Origin of the sequence: Thalassobaculum sp. (assembly GCF_040219615.1) — a bacterium.
In the GTDB taxonomy this organism is placed as follows: Bacteria; Pseudomonadota; Alphaproteobacteria; order Thalassobaculales; family Thalassobaculaceae; genus Thalassobaculum_A.
In genome coordinates this window covers 401,768-417,824 of record NZ_JAVJSE010000013.1, presented here as the reverse complement: position 1 = coordinate 417,824, position 16,057 = coordinate 401,768, and the positions used below count along the sequence as shown (strand labels likewise).

The 16,057-nt window shown below is 70.6% G+C and carries 14 protein-coding genes; 7 read left to right on the top strand and 7 right to left on the bottom strand.

The features are described from left to right. Window positions 1–14: 14 nt before the first annotated feature. On the bottom strand, window positions 15–1,199 hold the full coding sequence (locus RIC31_RS09470; RefSeq protein WP_350105602.1) for a JmjC domain-containing protein: 1,185 nt from the start codon (window positions 1,197–1,199) through the stop codon (window positions 15–17). Window positions 1,200–1,322: 123 nt separating this feature from the next. Then, window positions 1,323–2,423 (bottom strand): porin, encoded by a 1,101-nt coding sequence (locus RIC31_RS09465; protein ID WP_350105597.1) that lies wholly within the window; start codon window positions 2,421–2,423, stop codon window positions 1,323–1,325. Between the two features lie 267 nt (window positions 2,424–2,690). Between RIC31_RS09465 and RIC31_RS09460 the strand changes: the two genes are divergently transcribed. The 4 genes from RIC31_RS09460 (at window position 2,691) to holA (ending at window position 7,435) form a co-directional block, all read left to right on the top strand. Further along, window positions 2,691–3,227 carry a DUF3576 domain-containing protein gene (locus RIC31_RS09460; protein WP_350105594.1) on the top strand — a complete coding sequence of 179 codons (537 nt, stop codon included), beginning with the start codon at window positions 2,691–2,693 and terminating at the stop codon, window positions 3,225–3,227. An 84-nt stretch (window positions 3,228–3,311) separates the two neighbouring features. Beyond that, window positions 3,312–5,876 (top strand): leucine--tRNA ligase, encoded by a 2,565-nt coding sequence (gene leuS / locus RIC31_RS09455; RefSeq protein WP_350105582.1) that lies wholly within the window; start codon window positions 3,312–3,314, stop codon window positions 5,874–5,876. A 1-nt stretch (window position 5,877) separates the two neighbouring features. Then, complete coding sequence (lptE, locus tag RIC31_RS09450; RefSeq protein WP_350105579.1) at window positions 5,878–6,381, top strand: LPS assembly lipoprotein LptE; 504 nt, start codon at window positions 5,878–5,880, stop codon at window positions 6,379–6,381. 13 nt (window positions 6,382–6,394) lie between these two features. Beyond that, complete coding sequence (gene holA / locus RIC31_RS09445; protein ID WP_350105576.1) at window positions 6,395–7,435, top strand: DNA polymerase III subunit delta; 1,041 nt, start codon at window positions 6,395–6,397, stop codon at window positions 7,433–7,435. A gap of 21 nt (window positions 7,436–7,456) precedes the next feature. Here holA and RIC31_RS09440 read toward each other — a convergent pair whose 3' ends face one another. From RIC31_RS09440 to mnmE, 5 genes are all read right to left on the bottom strand, one after another. Further along, a complete protein-coding gene (locus tag RIC31_RS09440) occupies window positions 7,457–8,611 on the bottom strand; it encodes a ParB/RepB/Spo0J family partition protein (protein ID WP_350105573.1) in 1,155 nt (384 codons plus the stop codon). Between the two features lie 30 nt (window positions 8,612–8,641). After that, the gene (locus RIC31_RS09435) at window positions 8,642–9,460 is read right to left on the bottom strand and encodes a ParA family protein (RefSeq protein WP_350105570.1); all 819 of its coding nucleotides are present in this window, start codon (window positions 9,458–9,460) and stop codon (window positions 8,642–8,644) included. Beyond that, window positions 9,453–10,058 carry a 16S rRNA (guanine(527)-N(7))-methyltransferase RsmG gene (gene rsmG, locus RIC31_RS09430; RefSeq protein WP_350105565.1) on the bottom strand — a complete coding sequence of 202 codons (606 nt, stop codon included), beginning with the start codon at window positions 10,056–10,058 and terminating at the stop codon, window positions 9,453–9,455. The genes RIC31_RS09435 and rsmG overlap by 8 nt, the downstream gene beginning before the upstream one ends. Further along, window positions 10,055–11,962 carry a tRNA uridine-5-carboxymethylaminomethyl(34) synthesis enzyme MnmG gene (gene mnmG, locus RIC31_RS09425; RefSeq protein ID WP_350105562.1) on the bottom strand — a complete coding sequence of 636 codons (1,908 nt, stop codon included), beginning with the start codon at window positions 11,960–11,962 and terminating at the stop codon, window positions 10,055–10,057. Before mnmG ends, rsmG begins: the two co-directional genes overlap by 4 nt. A gap of 170 nt (window positions 11,963–12,132) precedes the next feature. Beyond that, window positions 12,133–13,482, bottom strand: coding sequence for a tRNA uridine-5-carboxymethylaminomethyl(34) synthesis GTPase MnmE (mnmE, locus tag RIC31_RS09420; RefSeq protein ID WP_350105558.1), 1,350 nt, complete (start codon window positions 13,480–13,482; stop codon window positions 12,133–12,135). A 182-nt stretch (window positions 13,483–13,664) separates the two neighbouring features. On the opposite strand from mnmE, the gene RIC31_RS09415 reads away from it, so the two are divergent. The 3 genes from RIC31_RS09415 to RIC31_RS09405 all read left to right on the top strand — a co-directional run bounded on the left by RIC31_RS09415 (window position 13,665) and on the right by RIC31_RS09405 (window position 16,031). Beyond that, the gene (locus RIC31_RS09415) at window positions 13,665–14,138 is read left to right on the top strand and encodes a methylated-DNA--[protein]-cysteine S-methyltransferase (RefSeq protein WP_350105554.1); all 474 of its coding nucleotides are present in this window, start codon (window positions 13,665–13,667) and stop codon (window positions 14,136–14,138) included. Window positions 14,139–14,223: 85 nt separating this feature from the next. Beyond that, window positions 14,224–14,919 carry a dienelactone hydrolase family protein gene (locus RIC31_RS09410; protein WP_350105550.1) on the top strand — a complete coding sequence of 232 codons (696 nt, stop codon included), beginning with the start codon at window positions 14,224–14,226 and terminating at the stop codon, window positions 14,917–14,919. A 137-nt stretch (window positions 14,920–15,056) separates the two neighbouring features. After that, window positions 15,057–16,031, top strand: a complete 975-nt coding sequence (locus RIC31_RS09405; RefSeq protein WP_350105547.1) for a quinone oxidoreductase family protein — start codon at window positions 15,057–15,059, stop codon at window positions 16,029–16,031. Window positions 16,032–16,057: the final 26 nt, after the last annotated feature.

The following is a 16,057-nucleotide window of genomic DNA, read 5'->3' as shown; positions in this document are numbered from 1 at the left end:
GCCGCCTCGCGCCGTCAGACGTGGATCGGGAACACGACCCGGTGCTCGATCAGGGCCTTCAGCAGCCGCTCGCCCGCCGGCCCTCGCGCGCCGTGGGCGGCGTTCAGCTCGGACAGCCAGAACACCTCGCGCTCCAGGATCCAGTCGAGCATCGGCCGGTCGTCGGCCGCGACCGCGACCTCGCCGCCGCCGGCGGTGCGCGCCACTCCGCCCTCGACCGCCGGGCGGTGGCGCGAGACGTAGAAATAGCGGTCGCCGCCGCGGTCCGGAAACCGGTAGCCGGTCACCTTCTCGAACACCCGGCCCTGCTGGTAGTCGATCACCCCGTCGACGAAGGCCGGGTCGGTCAGCATGCCCTTGAGGTGGTCGCCGACCGCCGCCAGGTAGGCCGCCAGGTCGTTCCGGTCCTCGAAATGCGGCAGCCGCCGGCGCAGGAACTCCTGCTTCGGAGCCTCGCTGGACAGCATGCCGACCACGGTGAAGCCGACCAGCGGGGCGGCCCCGAAAGACAGGTGCAGCGAGGCGGTGTCGGTCGCCAGGGCGTCGTGATAGACGCCGCGCGGCAGGTACAGGATGTCGCCGGGGCGCGTCGTGATCTGCCGCGCGACCTTGCCCTTCATCTGGTTGTGCTGCTCTGTCGTGAAGTCGCTGGGGCGGATGCCCGGGGTGAAGGTCGCCTCGCGGAACCGGCCCTCGTAGATGTTCCAGCGCTTCTCGCCTTCGATCTGGATGGCGATCACGTCCATCGTGTCGAAATGCGAGGCGTAGCCGGGCACCTGCTGCCAGGAGCAGTACATGTTGCAGGAGGTGTGGGTGCCGAACAGCCGCTCCAGGCAGCGGGTGACCGCGGCGATCTCCGGGTCGATGCCCTCGAGGAAGTCGAGCACGAAGGTGGCGCCCTTCTGGAGCAGGGCGGTGACGCGCTGGCGGTCGGGCCGCAGGTTGGGCTCGCCGGAGCGTCCGACGCCGGGCCGGCAGTACTCGCGCGGGTCGAGGACCCGGCCGGCGAGCGCCATCTCGACCGACTGGCCGTCCCAGAGCTTGGGGCGCTCCAGCAGGTCGTTGACCTTGGCCCAGGAAAACAGACGGCCGACATCCTGGACGGAGCCGGCCTCGTGGTAGACGTGCTGGTCGAGATAGTCCCGCACGAAGGTCTGACGGTCGATCGCTTTGAACAGTCGATCGAAGTCGACATCCATGTCAGCTCTCCCCCGGGTCGGTCCTCTCTGGCGGTGCCGCCGTTTTAGGACAGCGGTTCCTCAAATGGAAGAGGAGCCGCCCGAAGGCGGCTCCTCCCCAATCGCAACTACTCGTAACCAGGATCAGAAGCTGAGCTTGATACCGGTGACGAAGTAGGTGGCCTCGTTCGAGCCCAGGCCAGCGTCGTCCGAATCGAACTCGGCATGGCCGAGGGTCGCCGCGGCGGTGACGCCCGGGCCCAAGGTGTAGTTGGCCGACAGGTGAACGGTCTTCTGCTCAGCCTGGCCGGTGGTGACACCCGCGGTGGTGGTGCCCTCACGCTCGCCGTTGAAGTAGGTCAGGCTGACGCCGAGCGGGCCGGTGGTGTAGGCCACGCCGATGTTGTAGCCGTCGCCGTCGATACCGGTCGAGTTGTCCTCGGACTTCGCGTAGGAACCGCCAACCTCGAAGCCGCCGAAGCCGACGGTCAGGCCAACGTTGTAGGCGATCGGCTCGTCGGCACCCGTCGGAGCGTTCAGGAACGTGCCGTAGCCACCCGACAGGCCGACGGACGCGCCGGCGAAGTCGCCCTTAAAGTTCGCGCCGATGGCAACCATGTCGGAGTTGACCGCGTCACGATCCGGCGTGGTGTTGCTGTCCTGGCTCGCGTCCGGCGAGTAGGACACACCGAGCTGGAAGCCGCCGAAGCGCGGGGTGTAGTAGGTCAGCTTCTCGGAGTCGTTGTTCGCCGCCGGCTCGATGTAGGTGGAGCCGTACGGGTTGCGGAAGTAGCCGCCGGTCGAGATGCCGGAACCCGACACCGCCGCCCAATCGATCTGGTCGCCCGAGTTCAGGGTGATGCCGTAATCGGTCGGGGCGTAGTGCATCTTGTACATGGCAGAGTTTTCGGAGCCGAGGTTGATCTCGCCGAAGCTGCCCTTCACGATCAGATACGACTCGTCGATCTGGTCGCCGGAGTTGCTGTTCGCCTCGAGCTGGACGTTGACACCGAACTCGATGCCGTTGTCCAGGGTGGTCGAACCAGTGAAGTGAATTTCCGAGTCCGACTTGATGTCGAAGCCGTCGACGTCGCGGTTGGCGGCGTCGTCAACCGACGCATAGCCAATCCACTGCTCCATGTAACCGCCAACCTTGGCCGAAATCTTTTCGGCCGCCGAGGCGGGGCTGGAGGCGATCATGCCCGCGGCGACGATCGCCGTCGTGCCGAGAAGAACCTTCTTCATTCCCCTACTCCCGAGTTCGAGGTGTTTTCCGGGCACGCGACGACGTCTTTGCTTGACGGAGTCCGTCATCCGACGTTGTGTCGCCGCGTCGCCGGTATTGCTATGCCGCTGCCGCGACACCGTCAACAAACCTCGCCACTTAGCCGGTGCAAAACTGTCTCATTGTGACGAAAATGCCACAACCTGGCGACGGCCCCCGATGCGGCAGCGATTGCACGGCGGACCCGCCGCCGGTAATACAGGGATCAAATGTCGAGGACGCGAGTCATGACCCGCTGGATGCTGCCGATCGCCCCGCTCGCCGGCGCCGCCCTTATGGTTGCCGGCTGTGCCGACGTTCCGGTCGAATACTCCTATCCGACCTCGGGACCGGGCGGCAAGCCGACTTACGAGAAGCAGGAGAAGCTGACCGGCCCGGACGGCCTGGACCTGTTCTCGCTCGGCAAGGATGGCGGCCCGGCGACCGGCGGCAGCGGGGTCGCGGTCAACGCCTTCCTGTGGCGGGCCTCGCTCGACACCCTGTCTTTCATGCCGCTGTCCTCGGCCGACCCGTTCGGCGGCGTGATCATCACCGACTGGTATGCGCCGCCGCAGTCGCAGGGCGAGCGGTTCAAGATCACCGTCTACATCCTGGACCGGGCGCTGCGCTCGGACGGCATCCGCGCCAACGTGTTCCGCCAGCAGCGGACGGGCGGCGGCCAGTGGGTGGACGCGGCGGTCGAGCCGAAGCTCGGCAAGGACCTGGAGGACGCGATCCTGACCCGGGCCCGGCAGATCCGCATCCAGCAGACCGCCTCGAAATAGGGCAATCGTGACGCGCGCCGCGCGGCCGCCCGCCGGCGCCCGCACGGCCCGCTTCCGCCGATCCGTACACGAAAGACCGACCGCATGGCGCGCTACAACGTCAAGGAAACCGAGTCACGCTGGCAGCGGCGCTGGGCCGAGGCCGGGTGCTTCGAGGTCGAGGTCGACCCGGGCCGCCCGAAATACTACGTGCTCGAGATGTTCCCGTACCCGTCCGGCCGCATCCACATGGGCCATGTCCGGAACTACACCCTCGGCGACGTGGTCGCGCGCTACAAGAAGGCCAGGGGCTTCAACGTGCTCCACCCGATGGGCTGGGACGCGTTCGGGCTGCCGGCGGAGAACGCCGCGATCGAGCGCGGCGTGCATCCGCACGGCTGGACCCACGAGAACATCGACGCCATGCGCGAGCAGCTCAAGGGCATGGGCCTGAGCTACGACTGGCGCCGCGAGGTCGCGACCTGCGACCCGAGCTACTACCGCCACGAACAGAAGATGTTCCTCGACTTCCTGAAGGCCGGCCTGGCCTACCGGAAGGAGAGCTGGGTCAACTGGGACCCGGTGGAGAACACCGTGCTGGCCAACGAGCAGGTGATCGACGGCCGCGGCTGGCGGTCCGGCGCGCTGGTCGAGAAGCGCAAGCTGAGCCAGTGGTTCCTGCGCATCACCCACTACGCCCAGGACCTGCTGGATGCCCTGGAAGGCCTCGACCGCTGGCCCGACAAGGTCCGGCTGATGCAGCACAACTGGATCGGCCGCTCGGAAGGCGCCCGGGTGCGCTTCGAGCTGGTCGGCCGCGACGACTCTCTCGAGGTCTTCACCACCCGCCCCGACACCCTGTACGGCGCCAGCTTCTGCGCGGTCTCCCCCAACCATCCGCTGGCCGCCGAGGCCGCCGCGTCCGACCCCGAGCTCGCCGCCTTCATCGCCGAGTGCAACCGCAGCAGCACCAGCGAGGCCGACATCGAGACCGCCGAGAAGCGCGGCTACCGCACGCCGCTGACGGTCAGGCACCCGTTCGCCGACGGCCAGGCCCTGCCGGTCTACGTCGCCAACTTCGTGCTGATGGAGTACGGCACCGGGGCGATCTTCGGTTGTCCGGCACACGACCAGCGCGATCTGGACTTCGCGCGCAAATACGCGCTGCCGGTGATCCCGGTGGTGCTGCCGCCGAAGACCGACCCGGCCGGGTTCGAGGTTGCCGACGAGGCCTATGTCGGCCCCGGCACCATCTACAACTCGGATTTCCTGGACGGCATGGAGATCGAGGCCGCCAAGGCGGCGGTCGCCGAGCGCCTCTCCGCACTCGGCCGCGGCGAGGGCACCGTCACCTGGCGGCTCCGCGACTGGGGCGTGTCCCGGCAGCGCTACTGGGGCTGCCCGATCCCGGTGATCCACTGCGACGCCTGCGGCCCGGTCCCGGTGCCCGACGACCAGCTGCCGGTCACCCTGCCGCAGGACGTGGACTTCGACGCGCCCGGCAACCCGCTGGACCGGCATCCGACCTGGAAGCACGTCGCCTGCCCGAGCTGCGGCGCCGCGGCCCGGCGCGAGACCGACACCTTCGATACCTTCTTCGAGTCGTCCTGGTATTTCGCCCGCTTCGCCGACGCCCGGAGCGAGACGGCGTTCGGACGCCGCGAGGCCGACTACTGGCTGCCGGTCGACCAGTATATCGGCGGCGTCGAGCACGCGGTCCTGCACCTGCTGTATTCCCGGTTCTTCACCCGGGCGCTGCGCGACTGCGGCTATCTCGGCCTGGCCGAGCCGTTCGCCGGCCTGGTGACCCAGGGCATGGTGTGCCACGAGACCTACAAGGGACCCGACGGCAAGTGGCTGTACCCGACCGAGGTGACCAGGGGTGAAGGCGGCGCCGCGGTGACCGTCGCCGGCGGCGCCCCGGTCACGGTCGGCCGGGTCGAGAAGATGTCGAAGTCGAAGCGCAACACGGTCGACCCGGCGCACATCATCGACGCCTACGGGGCCGACACCGCCCGCCTGTTCATGCTGTCCGACAGCCCGCCGGAACGCGACCTGGAGTGGACCGAGGCCGGGGTCGACGGCGCCTGGCGCTACCTGAACCGGCTGTGGCGCGCGATCACCGAATCCGATGTCGCCCTGCCGCCCGCCGGGACCCCGCGGCCGAACCAGCTGTCGCCCGATGCCGAGCGGGCCTGGCGGGCCTGCCACAAGACCGTGCTCGGGGTCGGCGAGGCGATCGAGCGGTTCCGGTTCAACACCGCGGTCGCGCAGATCCGCGAGCTGACCAACCAGCTGTTCGCGCTCGAGGGCAGCGGCGCCGGCGAGGCCTGGGTGCTGCGGTTCGGCTGGGAAACCACGGTGCGGCTGCTGGCGCCGATGATGCCGCATGTCGCCGAGGAGCTGTGGCAGCATCTCGGCCATGACGGCATCCTGGCCGACACTCCCTGGCCCGAAGCCGACCCTTCGCTGGCCGAGGACGAGACCGTGACCGTCGCCGTCCAGGTCAACGGCAAGCTGCGCGCCACCCTCGAGGTCGCCAAGGACACCGGCAAGGACGCCCTGATCGAACAGGCGCTGAGTCACCCGAATGTCCTGAAGCAGCTGGAGGGCAAGGCGCCGCGCAAGGTCATCGCGGTGCCGAACAAGATCGTGAACCTGGTCGCCTGACATGGTCGACCGGCGCGCCCTGCTCTCGATGCTGCTGCCGGCGCTGGCGGGCTGCGGGTTCCAGCCGCTGTACGGCAACCACAGCGCGGGCGGCGCGGCGGCACTGCCGCAGATGGAGCAGATCTACATCCCGCCGATCCCGGATCGGTCCGGACAGCTGCTGCGCAACGAGCTGCGCGACCGGCTGACCCCGACCGGGCTGCCCGACAAGCCGCGCTGGCGGCTCGACGTCTCGCTGAAGGAAACCAAGACCGACCTGGTGATCCTGCGCGACGCCACCGCGACCTTCGCGAAATACGTCGGCGTCGCCCGGTGGGTGCTGGTCGACCTCGCCAGCGACGCGCCGGCGGCCCGCGGCCAGGTCACGCGGCGGGCCAGCTATTCGATCAGCTCGTCGGAGTTCGCCTCGCTGCAGGCCGAGGAGGACGCCCGCCGCCGGGTGGTGACGGAGATCGCCGAGGACATCCGGCTGCGGCTGGGTCTGTACTTCAAGCGCGACGGCTGATGAAGGTCGGCGCATGAAGGTCGCGCCGCGCGAGCTCGACGGCTTCCTGAAGCGGCCGCCGGCCGGGCTCCGCGGTGTGCTGGTCTACGGCCCGGACGGCGGCAAGGTGCGCGAGACCGCCGAGCGCCTGGGCCGCACCGTGGTCAGCGACCTGTCCGACCCTTTCAACGTGACCGTGCTGTCCGGCGAGGAGGCGGAATCCGACCCGGCCCGGCTGGCCGACGAGGCGGCGTCCCGATCGCTCATGGGCGGCCGCCGGCTGGTGCGGCTGCGCGACGCCAGGGACCGGACCGCGGAAGCGCTGGTCAACGCCTTCGCCGGACCCGAGACCGACACCCTGATCGTGGTCGAGGCCGGTGAACTGAAGGCCGGCACCGGGCTGCGCAAGCTGTTCGAGGACAAGCGCGGCGACCTGGCGGCGATCGCCTGCTACGCCGACGAGGCCCGCGACCTCGCCCGGGTGATCCGCGAGACCCTGGAGGCCGGCGGCGTGCGGATCGCCCCGGACGCCCTGCAGCTGCTGTCCGAGCGGCTCGGCAGCGACCGCATGGCGACCCGCATCGAGATCGACAAGCTGGCCCTGCTGGCCGGCCAGGGCGGCACCGTCGACCTGGAGACCGCCATGGAGGCGATCGGCGACAGCGCCGCGCTGGAGATCGACGCGCTGGTGTCGGCGGCGGCCGACGGCCGGCCCGACGGCATCATCCCCGGCCTGGACCGGGCGTTCCGCCAGGGCGAGTCGCCGATCCGGATCCTGCGCCAGGCCCAGGGCTACTTCCAGCGCCTGCACCTGGCGGCCGGCCGGGCGGCCGACGGGCGGGGTGCCGCCGACGCCGTGAAGTCGCTGCGCCCGCCGGTGTTCTTCAAGGCGGTCGAGCCGATGACCCGACAGGTGGCGCGCTGGACGCCGACGGCGCTGGCGTCGGCCCTGGCCCGCCTGGGACAGGCCGAGATCCGCTGCAAGTCGACGGGCTATCCCGACGAGGCGGAATGCGGGCAGGCCCTGATCGACGTCGCCCGGATGGCGCTGCAGGCGGCACGCCGGGCGCGCTGACGGCCTGCCCGTCCGGACATCTCAGGCCTTCGGAACCAGCGGATCGTCGTCGTCTTCCGGCAGGTCGTCCCACTCTTCGTCGGCGCCGTCTTCGTCGGCGCCGTCTTCTCCGGGCTCGGGGCGGTCGGCGAGCGCGGGGTCGGCGAGCGCGGCGGCCACGGCCTTCGCGTCGGGACCGGCGTCCTGTTCGTCGTCGTCGAACGACCAGTGCGGACCCTCTCCCGTCCCTTCGGCGCCGCCGCCGTCGTCCGCCGCCGCCGCGGTCCGGCCGGTGGAGATCCCGGACAGACGCTCGATCAGCATGTCGAGCTGGTCGAGATCCTCGTAGTGCACCATGAGCTCGCCACCGCCGGAGCCGGCGTCGTGGTCGATGGACACCGCCAGGCCGAGCCGGATCCCGAGGTCGCGCTCGAGCGCCAGGGTGTCGGCGTCCTTGGGCGCCCGGCCGGCGGCCTTGGACTTGCGCGGCCGCGCCGCCGCCGGCTCCATGCGCCGGCGCTGCACCAGCTTCTCGGTGTCCCGGACGTTCAGCCGGCGGGTCACCACCTCGCGCGCCAGCTCGGCGGCGTCGTCCTGGCCCAGCAGGGCCCGGGCGTGGCCGGCGGTCAGCTGGCCGTCCTCGAGCAGGCTGCGGACCTCCTCCGGCAGGTTCAGCAGCCGCAGGGTGTTGGCGACATGGCTCCGGCTCTTGCCGACCGCCCGGCCGATGTCCTCCTGGGAGTGCCCGTATTCCTCGATCAGGCGCTGGTAGCCGTCGGCCTCCTCCAGCGCGGTGAGATCGCGGCGCTGGACGTTCTCGACCAGCGCGATCTCCATCGCGGTGCGGTCGTCGAACTCGCGCACCAGCACCGGGATCTCGTGCAGCTGGGCCAGCTGCGCCGCCCGCCAGCGCCGCTCGCCGGCGATGATCTCGTAGGTCTCGCCGTCGGCCGCGCGCCGCACCAGCACCGGCTGCAGCACGCCCTGCTCGCGGATGCTCTCGGCCAGCTCGGCCAGCTCGTCGGAATCGAACCGCCGGCGCGGCTGGAACGGCCCGGGCACCAGCCGCTCGACCGGCAGCGACCGGGTCTGGCGCAGGCGGTCGAGCTGGGCCTGGTCCTCCTCCTCGTCGCCGAGCAGCGCGGACAGGCCGCGTCCGAGCTTGTTGGTGCGGCGGCGGGCGGAGTCGTCTGTCATGCGGTCGTTGGTCCCTGCTCGGTCCGTCGGTTACGCCGCGTCGGCGAGCGTGCGCTCGCGCTGCAGCACCTCGCGGGCGAGGTCGAGATAGGCCCGCGACCCGGTGCAGGCGGTATCGTACACGATCACCGGCTTGCCGTAGGACGGTGCCTCGGAGATCCGCACGTTGCGGGGGATCACCGTGCGGTAGACGACGTCGCCGAAATGCCCGCGCACGTCGGCGGCGACCTGCTCCGACAGGTTGTTTCGGCGATCGAACATGGTCAGCACCACGCCCTGGATCTCCAGCCCCGGGTTCAGGGCCTTGCGCACGCGCTCGACCGTGCGGATCAGCTGCGACAGCCCCTCCAGCGCGTAGAACTCGCACTGCAGCGGCACCAGCACCGCGTCGGCCGCCACCAGGGCGTTCAGGGTCAGCAGGCCGAGCGACGGCGGGCAGTCGATCAGGATGTAGTCGTAGGGCGAGGCCGCGACGTGCCGGACCACCGCCTCGCGCAGCCGGAACTCCCGGTGCTCCATGGCGACCAGTTCGATCTCGGCGCCCGACAGGTCCGGCGAGGCCGGCACGATCTCGAGCCCCGGCACCGCCGTGGCGATCGCCGCCGCGGCGATCGACGCCTCGCCGATCAGCACCGCGTAGGAATCCGCGTCGCGCGCCTTGCGCGGGATCCCGAAACCGGTCGAGGCATTGCCCTGCGGGTCCAGGTCGATCACCAGCACCCGCTTGCGGCAGGCGGCCATCGCGGTGGCCAGGTTGACGGCCGTGGTGGTCTTGCCCACCCCGCCCTTCTGGTTCACGACCGCCAGGATGCGCGGGGCCACTACCGCCGAAGAGGTCAGGTCAGACATCGGTCACACCCTCCAATCGGAGTATGACCCCGCGCGTGTCACTCAGGCTCGGGGCCTTGTCAACGCTCATGGTCCAGCGTTCCCGCGCGGTAGTCAACTCGGTATCGGCGCGCTCTCCCTTGAGGAACAGGTAGAGGGTTGATTCGTCGGTGAATGGCCGGGCGTAGTGCAGTAGCTCCGAGACGGTAGCAAGTGCCCGCGCCGTCACGATTCCGGCCCGAATCGGACGTAGTGCCTCAATACGACAGGCCTCGATCGCGACCCTGGTGGCGGTCACGCGAGCCGCCTCCTGGAGAAACGCGGCCTTGCGGCGGTCGGCTTCGACCAGGGTGACATCGTTGCGGCCGAGAATCGCCAGCACCAGCCCGGGGAACCCGGCACCGGAACCGAGGTCGAGCACCGGGCCGGGGCGGTCGGCCATATACGGGAGCAGCTGGGCGGAGTCCAGGATGTGCCGGGTCCACACCTCCGGCAGGGTCGCCGGCGCCACCAGGTTGATCCGGGCCTGCCATTTGGCAAGCAGGGCGACATAGGCCTCGAGCCGCTCGCGCGTCGGGTCGTCCAGCCCGAGTCGTCGCTGTATCTCGGCCGCCGTCATTCCGCGCCCGTCGACCTGGAAGCCCCGGAAGTCCGGGAAGTCCGTCCCTTCAGGTAGCGAAGAAGGGCAAGGGTAGCGGCCGGCGTCACGCCCGGTAGTCGGGCTGCCTGGCCGAGGGTCCGGGGCTGCGCCCGGCGCAGGATCAAGCGAATCTCGGTCGACAGCGAGCCGATTTCGTCGGGATCCAGGTCCTCCGGAAGCACCAGGGCCTCATCGCGGCGGAAGGCCCGGATGTCCGCCTCCTGCCGGTCGAGATAGCCGGCATACAGCGCCTCGATGCCGAGCTGGTCGAGGATCGCGGGCGGAACCGCCGCAATCTCCGGCCAGGCGGCCAGGAGCTGCGCCCGCGAGACCGCCGCATGGCCGAGCAGGTCCCAGGCCCGGCGCCGCTGGCCGTCCTGGTTCACGGCGATTCCCCGCCGCCCGAGCTCCTGAGGGGTCCCGGACAGCGACTCCAATGTTTCACGTGAAACAGCCAGGGCCCGGCGCTTGGCCTCGAAGGCCGCCCAGCGCCGGCTGCCGACCAGCCCGAGCGACTGCCCGAGCGCGGTGAGGCGCTGGTCGGCGTTGTCGGCGCGCAGCCGCAGCCGATATTCCGCCCGCGAGGTGAACATCCGGTAGGGTTCGGGCGCCCCCCGGGTTATCAGGTCGTCGACAAGCACCCCCATATAGCCGTCGGCCCGGTCGATCCCGAGGATCCGGCCACCCCCGCCGGCCGCCAGGGCGGCGTTGGCGCCGGCGATCAGGCCCTGGGCCGCCGCCTCCTCATAGCCGGTGGTGCCGTTGATCTGGCCGGCCAGGTACAGGCCGGGCAGAAGCCGGGTCTCGAGGGTCGCGGCGAGCGACCGCGGGTCGACATAGTCGTATTCGATGGCATAGCCGTGCTGCAGGATCCGCGCCCGCTCCAGGCCGGGGATCGCGGCGACCACCGCGTCCTGCACGTCGCGCGGCAGCGAGGTCGAGATGCCGTTCGGGTAGACCGTGTGGTCGTCCAGGCCTTCCGGTTCCAGGAACAGCTGGTGGCGCGGCTTGTCGGCGAAGCGCACCACCTTGTCCTCGATCGACGGGCAGTATCGCGGCCCGGTGCCGCTGATCTGCCCGGAATACATCGGCGCCCGGTGCAGGTTGGCCCGGATCAGCGCATGCGCCCGTTCGCTGGTATAGGTAATGTGGCAGACGGTCTGCGGCACCGTGATCCGGTCGGTCAGGGTCGAGAACGGCTCGGGCGGATCGTCGCCCGGCTGGGCCTCCAGCCCGGCCCAGTCGACGGTCCGGCCATCCAGTCGCGGCGGCGTCCCGGTCTTCAGCCGGCCGAGCGGGAAGCCGACCGCCTCCAGGGTGCGGGCCAGCCCGACCGCCGGGGCGTCGCCGACCCGGCCGGCCGGGGTTCGCTCCTCCCCCAGATGGATCTCGCCCCGCAGGAAAGTGCCGGTAGTGAGCACCACCGAACCGGCCCGGCGCTCGGCCCCGTCGGCCAGACGCACCCCTGCGCAGCGCCCGCCGGCCAGGATCAGGTCCTCGACCGCCCCGGCCTCGACGGTCAGGGTCGGGTACTCGGCCAGGATCGCGGCGACCGCCTGCCTGTACAGCTTGCGGTCGGCCTGGGCGCGCGGGCCGCGCACCGCCGGGCCCTTCGAGCGGTTCAGCACCCGGAACTGGATGCCGGCCCGGTCGATCGCCCGGCCCATGATGCCGTCGAGCGCGTCGATCTCCCGGACCAGATGACCCTTTCCCAGGCCGCCGATCGCGGGATTGCAGGACATCGCCCCGATGCTGTCGATCCGGTGGGTCAGCAACAGGGTACGGGCGCCGATCCGCGCCGCCGCCGCCGCCGCCTCGCAACCGGCATGACCGCCGCCCACGACGATGACGTCGTATCCCGAAGCTGTGCCCTGCCCGACCATGCCCAGGAGATACGGACTCCGCCCCGGCCTGTCAAAGCCGGACCGCATTGTTTCACGTGAAACATCCTTCGAGGCTCACCGCGGAGCGGCGAGCACCTCAGGATGTGCTTCCGAGAGCAGTAACATTGTCGTCCTGAGGCGCCCGGCGCTCCGCGCCGGGCCGCGAAGGGTCACTTGCCGAGGCAGAATTCCCGGAAGATCGCGTCCAGGATCTCCTCCACATCGACCTTGCCGGTGATCCGGCCGAGCGCGCGGGCCGCGAGGCGGAGGTCCTCGGCCGGCAGTTCGAGCGGAAGGCCGCCGCGCAGACCCTCGGCGGCCCGCCGGACCGCGGTCCGGGCCTCCTCCGCGGCGCTGCGATGCCGGGCCCGGGTCAACGCCGGCGCCTCGCGCAGCCCCATGCGGGCCTCCAACTCCGCCCCGATGCGCGCCAGCAGCGTCTCCAGCCCCTGTCCGGTCGTCACCGATACCGGAATCCAGGGTTCCGGCGGCTCACCGCCGCGGTCGATCTTGTTGGCCACCGCGATCGCGTCACCGTCCAGCCAGCGCGCGACCGCCGCCCGGTCGCCCTCCCCGGCGCCCCAGTCGACCACCACCAGCCGCAGATCGGCCTCCTCGGCCCGCGCCAGGGCCCGGCGAACCCCCTCCAGCTCCACCGAATCGGCGGTTTCGCGGAGCCCCGCGGTGTCCGCGACGGTCGCCGGATAGCCGTTCACGTCCAGGTATACCTCCAGGACATCCCGGGTCGTCCCCGCGGTCGCGCTGACGATCGCTACATCGCGCTTTGCCAACCAGTTGAGCAGGGATGACTTGCCGGCATTCGGGGGGCCGACGATGGCCATACGCAGGCCTTCCCGCAGGCGCTCCCCACGGCCGGCGTCGGCCAGGTGCCCATCCAGGGCGGCGGCCAGGCCGTCGAGGCCGTCCAGCACCGCGCCGACCACCTCGGCGGGCAGGTCCTCGTCGGGGAAGTCGATCCAGGCCTCCAGTCGCGCCATGGCGGCCACCAGCCCGGCCCGCCAGGCCTCGGTCACCGCCGCCAGCCCGCCGCCGGCCTGGCGCAGGGCCTGGCGGCGTTGGGCGTCGGTCTCGGCGTCGACCAGGTCGAGGATGCCCTCGGCCGCGGTCAGGTCGATCCGGTCGTTCAGGAAGGCCCGGCGGGTGAACTCCCCGGGCTCGGCCGGTCGCACCCCCGGCCGCCGCAACACGGCGCCCAGGACCGCCGCCGTGACCGCCCGGCCGCCATGCAGGTGCAGCTCGGCCACGTCCTCGCCGGTGAAGCTGGCCGGGCCCGGGAACAGCACCATCAGGGCGTCGTCCAGGGTCTCGCCGGTGTCCGGGTCGCGCAGTCGCGCCCGCGACAGCCGGCGCGGCTCCGGGAGCCGTCCGGCCAGGGCCCGGACCGCTGCCGCCGCCACCGGCCCGGAGATCCGCAGCACGGCGATCCCGGCCCGGCCCGGCGCGGTCGCCAGGGCGGCGATGGTGTCGTCCGTGGCATTCACCGGCAGATCTTCCACCATGGACATCGGTTCCTCGTCAGCCTCCCGTCCAGCCGGTTGCGGTTTGGCCCGGCGCCGCGGCATCCTACATTGCCCGAGGGAGCATCGATGCCGCGCAAGGACCGGGTAGCACATCCTGCGACGGTCGCCGATGGTCCAGCGACCAGCCACCGGTCCCGGCCGAGCGCCCGAGGAGGAGTTCCATGGCCGCAAGCGACATCGATACCCCGACCGGCCGGGTCCGCGTCGTCAGCGACGGCGAGGCGATCGTCGGGATCGGCTGGATCGCTCCCGGAACGATCCTGGAAAGCCCCGACGAGGACAGTGTTTCACGTGAAACGGCGGCCCAGCTCGAGGCCTATTTCGCCGGCCGGCTGACCGCCTTCGACATCCCGATCCGGTTTCGCGGCGGAAGCCTGTTCGAGCGCGCGGTGTGGATGGCGATGTGCGAAATCCCGTGCGGCGAGACCCGCACCTACGGCGACCTCGCGGCCCTGACCGGCGGCGTGGCCCGGGCGGTCGGCGGGGCCTGCGGCCGCAACCCGATCCCGATCGTCGTGCCCTGCCACCGGGTGGTCGGCTCCGACGGCAAGCTGGTCGGATTCTCCGGTGCCGAGGGCGTGGCCACCAAGCAGTGGCTGCTGGATTTCGAACGCGGCCAGGCCCGGCTGTTCTGACCGGGGCGATCGCGGCCTGGACGCCCGCCGACCGGCCGTCCTAGGGTTCCGCTTCCCCGTTACCGACCGCGAGAGGGAGGCAGCCATGCCCAACGTGACCGTCAAGGCCAAGGACGGCGGATCGTTCCAGGCCTATGTGGCGATGCCCGCCAGGACCCCGGCCCCCGGCCTGGTGGTCATCCAGGAGATCTTCGGCGTCAACAAGGTCATGCGCGACCTGACCGACGCCTACGCCGCCCAGGGCTATGTGGCGATCTGCCCCGACATCTTCTGGCGCATCGAGCCCGGCGTCGACATCACCGACAAGAGCGAGGCCGAGTGGCAGAAGGCCTTCGATCTGTTCGGCAAGTTCGACGTCGATACCGGCGTCCAGGACCTGATCGCCACCCTCGGCCACGTCCGCGCGATGCCGGAATGCACCGGCAAGGCCGGGTCGGTCGGCTACTGCCTGGGCGGCAAGCTGGCCTACCTGATGGCCAGCCGGTCCGATGCCGACGCCAATGTGAGCTTCTACGGGGTCGGGCTGGACGAGCTGATCGGCGAGGCCGGCGGCATCTCGGCGCCCTATCTCTGCCATGTCGCCGAGAAGGACGGCTTCGTGCCGCCGGAGGCCCAGGCCAGGTTCGTGCCGGCGCTCGAGAAGCACCCGAAGGCGACGGTGCACGTCTATGCCGGCCAGGACCACGCCTTCGCGCGGGTCGGCGGCCAGCACTACGACCAGGCGGCGGCCGAGCTCGCCAACGGCCGCACCCGGGATTTCCTGGCCGCGCATCTCGGCTGATCACTCCCGGCGCAGCAGCACTGCCGTGCCGCGCCGGGTCTTTCCGAGTGCCCGGCGGCGCCCTAGTTTCGGCGCCACAAGACGAACCGTGCCCGCAAACACTTCCATACAGAGACGTCCACTGGGAGACTAGGACCATGGTCAAGGCGATCCGTTTCCACCAGCCCGGCGGCCCCGAGGTCATGAAGCTCGAGGATGTCGACCTGGCCGCACCCGGCGCCGGTGAGGTGCAGATCAGGCACACCGCGATCGGGCTGAACTACATCGACACCTACCACCGCAGCGGCCTGTACCCGCTGCCGCTGCCGCATGGCGTCGGCATGGAGGCCGCCGGCACGGTGGCCGCGGTCGGCAGCGGCGTCACCGACTATGCGGTCGGCGACCGGGTCGCCTATGCGGCCGGCCCGCCGAACTCCTATTCGGAGGCCCGCAACATCGAGACCGCCAAGATCGTCAAGGTGCCGGACGGGGTCGACGACAAGACCGCCGCGGCCATGATGCTCAAGGGCATGACGGCGCAGTACCTGATCCGTCAGGTCTACAAGGTGCAGAAGGGCGACACGATCCTGATCCACGCCGCCGCCGGCGGCGTCGGCCTGATCGTCTGCCAGTGGGCCAAGGCCCTCGGCGCCACCGTGCTCGGCACCGTCAGCTCGGACGCCAAGGCCGAACTGGCCAAGGCCAACGGCTGCGACCACCCGATCATCTACACCCGCGACAATTTCGTGGAGAAGACCCTGGAGATCACCGGCGGCAAGAAGCTCCCGGTAGTCTACGACTCGATCGGCAAGGACACCTGGCCGGCCTCGCTGGACGTGCTGCGGCCGCGCGGCATGATGGTCAGCTTCGGCCAGTCGTCGGGCCCGATCCCGCCGGTCGACCTGGGGATCTTCGCCCAGAAGGGCTCGCTGGTGTTCACCCGCCCGACCCTGATGACCTTCAGCGCCACCAAGGAAGGCCTCGCCGAAATGGCGGCCGACCTGTTCGAGGCGGTGAAGTCGGGCAAGGTCAGGATCAACATCGAGCAGACCTACGCCCTGGCCGACATCGTCAAGGCGCACCAGGACCTCGAGGGCCGCAAGACCACCGGCTCGACGGTGATCCTGCCGTAACCCGCACTCGGCCGGATCCGGAAACG

Bases quoted from the DNA above. Each gene is read 5' to 3' on its own strand.
- mnmE (WP_350105558.1), bottom strand. From the start codon at position 13,482: ATGGTGGAAGATCTGCCGGTGAATGCCACGGACGACACCATCGCCGCC.
- RIC31_RS09410 (WP_350105550.1), top strand. From the start codon at position 14,224: ATGCCCAACGTGACCGTCAAGGCCAAGGACGGCGGATCGTTCCAGGCC.
- RIC31_RS09465 (WP_350105597.1), bottom strand. From the start codon at position 2,423: ATGAAGAAGGTTCTTCTCGGCACGACGGCGATCGTCGCCGCGGGCATG.
- RIC31_RS09435 (WP_350105570.1), bottom strand. From the start codon at position 9,460: ATGTCTGACCTGACCTCTTCGGCGGTAGTGGCCCCGCGCATCCTGGCG.
- mnmG (WP_350105562.1), bottom strand. From the start codon at position 11,962: ATGGTCGGGCAGGGCACAGCTTCGGGATACGACGTCATCGTCGTGGGC.
- lptE (WP_350105579.1), top strand. From the start codon at position 5,878: ATGGTCGACCGGCGCGCCCTGCTCTCGATGCTGCTGCCGGCGCTGGCG.
- RIC31_RS09470 (WP_350105602.1), bottom strand. From the start codon at position 1,199: ATGGATGTCGACTTCGATCGACTGTTCAAAGCGATCGACCGTCAGACC.
- RIC31_RS09460 (WP_350105594.1), top strand. From the start codon at position 2,691: ATGACCCGCTGGATGCTGCCGATCGCCCCGCTCGCCGGCGCCGCCCTT.
- RIC31_RS09405 (WP_350105547.1), top strand. From the start codon at position 15,057: ATGGTCAAGGCGATCCGTTTCCACCAGCCCGGCGGCCCCGAGGTCATG.
- holA (WP_350105576.1), top strand. From the start codon at position 6,395: ATGAAGGTCGCGCCGCGCGAGCTCGACGGCTTCCTGAAGCGGCCGCCG.
- RIC31_RS09415 (WP_350105554.1), top strand. From the start codon at position 13,665: ATGGCCGCAAGCGACATCGATACCCCGACCGGCCGGGTCCGCGTCGTC.
- leuS (WP_350105582.1), top strand. From the start codon at position 3,312: ATGGCGCGCTACAACGTCAAGGAAACCGAGTCACGCTGGCAGCGGCGC.
- RIC31_RS09440 (WP_350105573.1), bottom strand. From the start codon at position 8,611: ATGACAGACGACTCCGCCCGCCGCCGCACCAACAAGCTCGGACGCGGC.
- rsmG (WP_350105565.1), bottom strand. From the start codon at position 10,058: ATGACGGCGGCCGAGATACAGCGACGACTCGGGCTGGACGACCCGACG.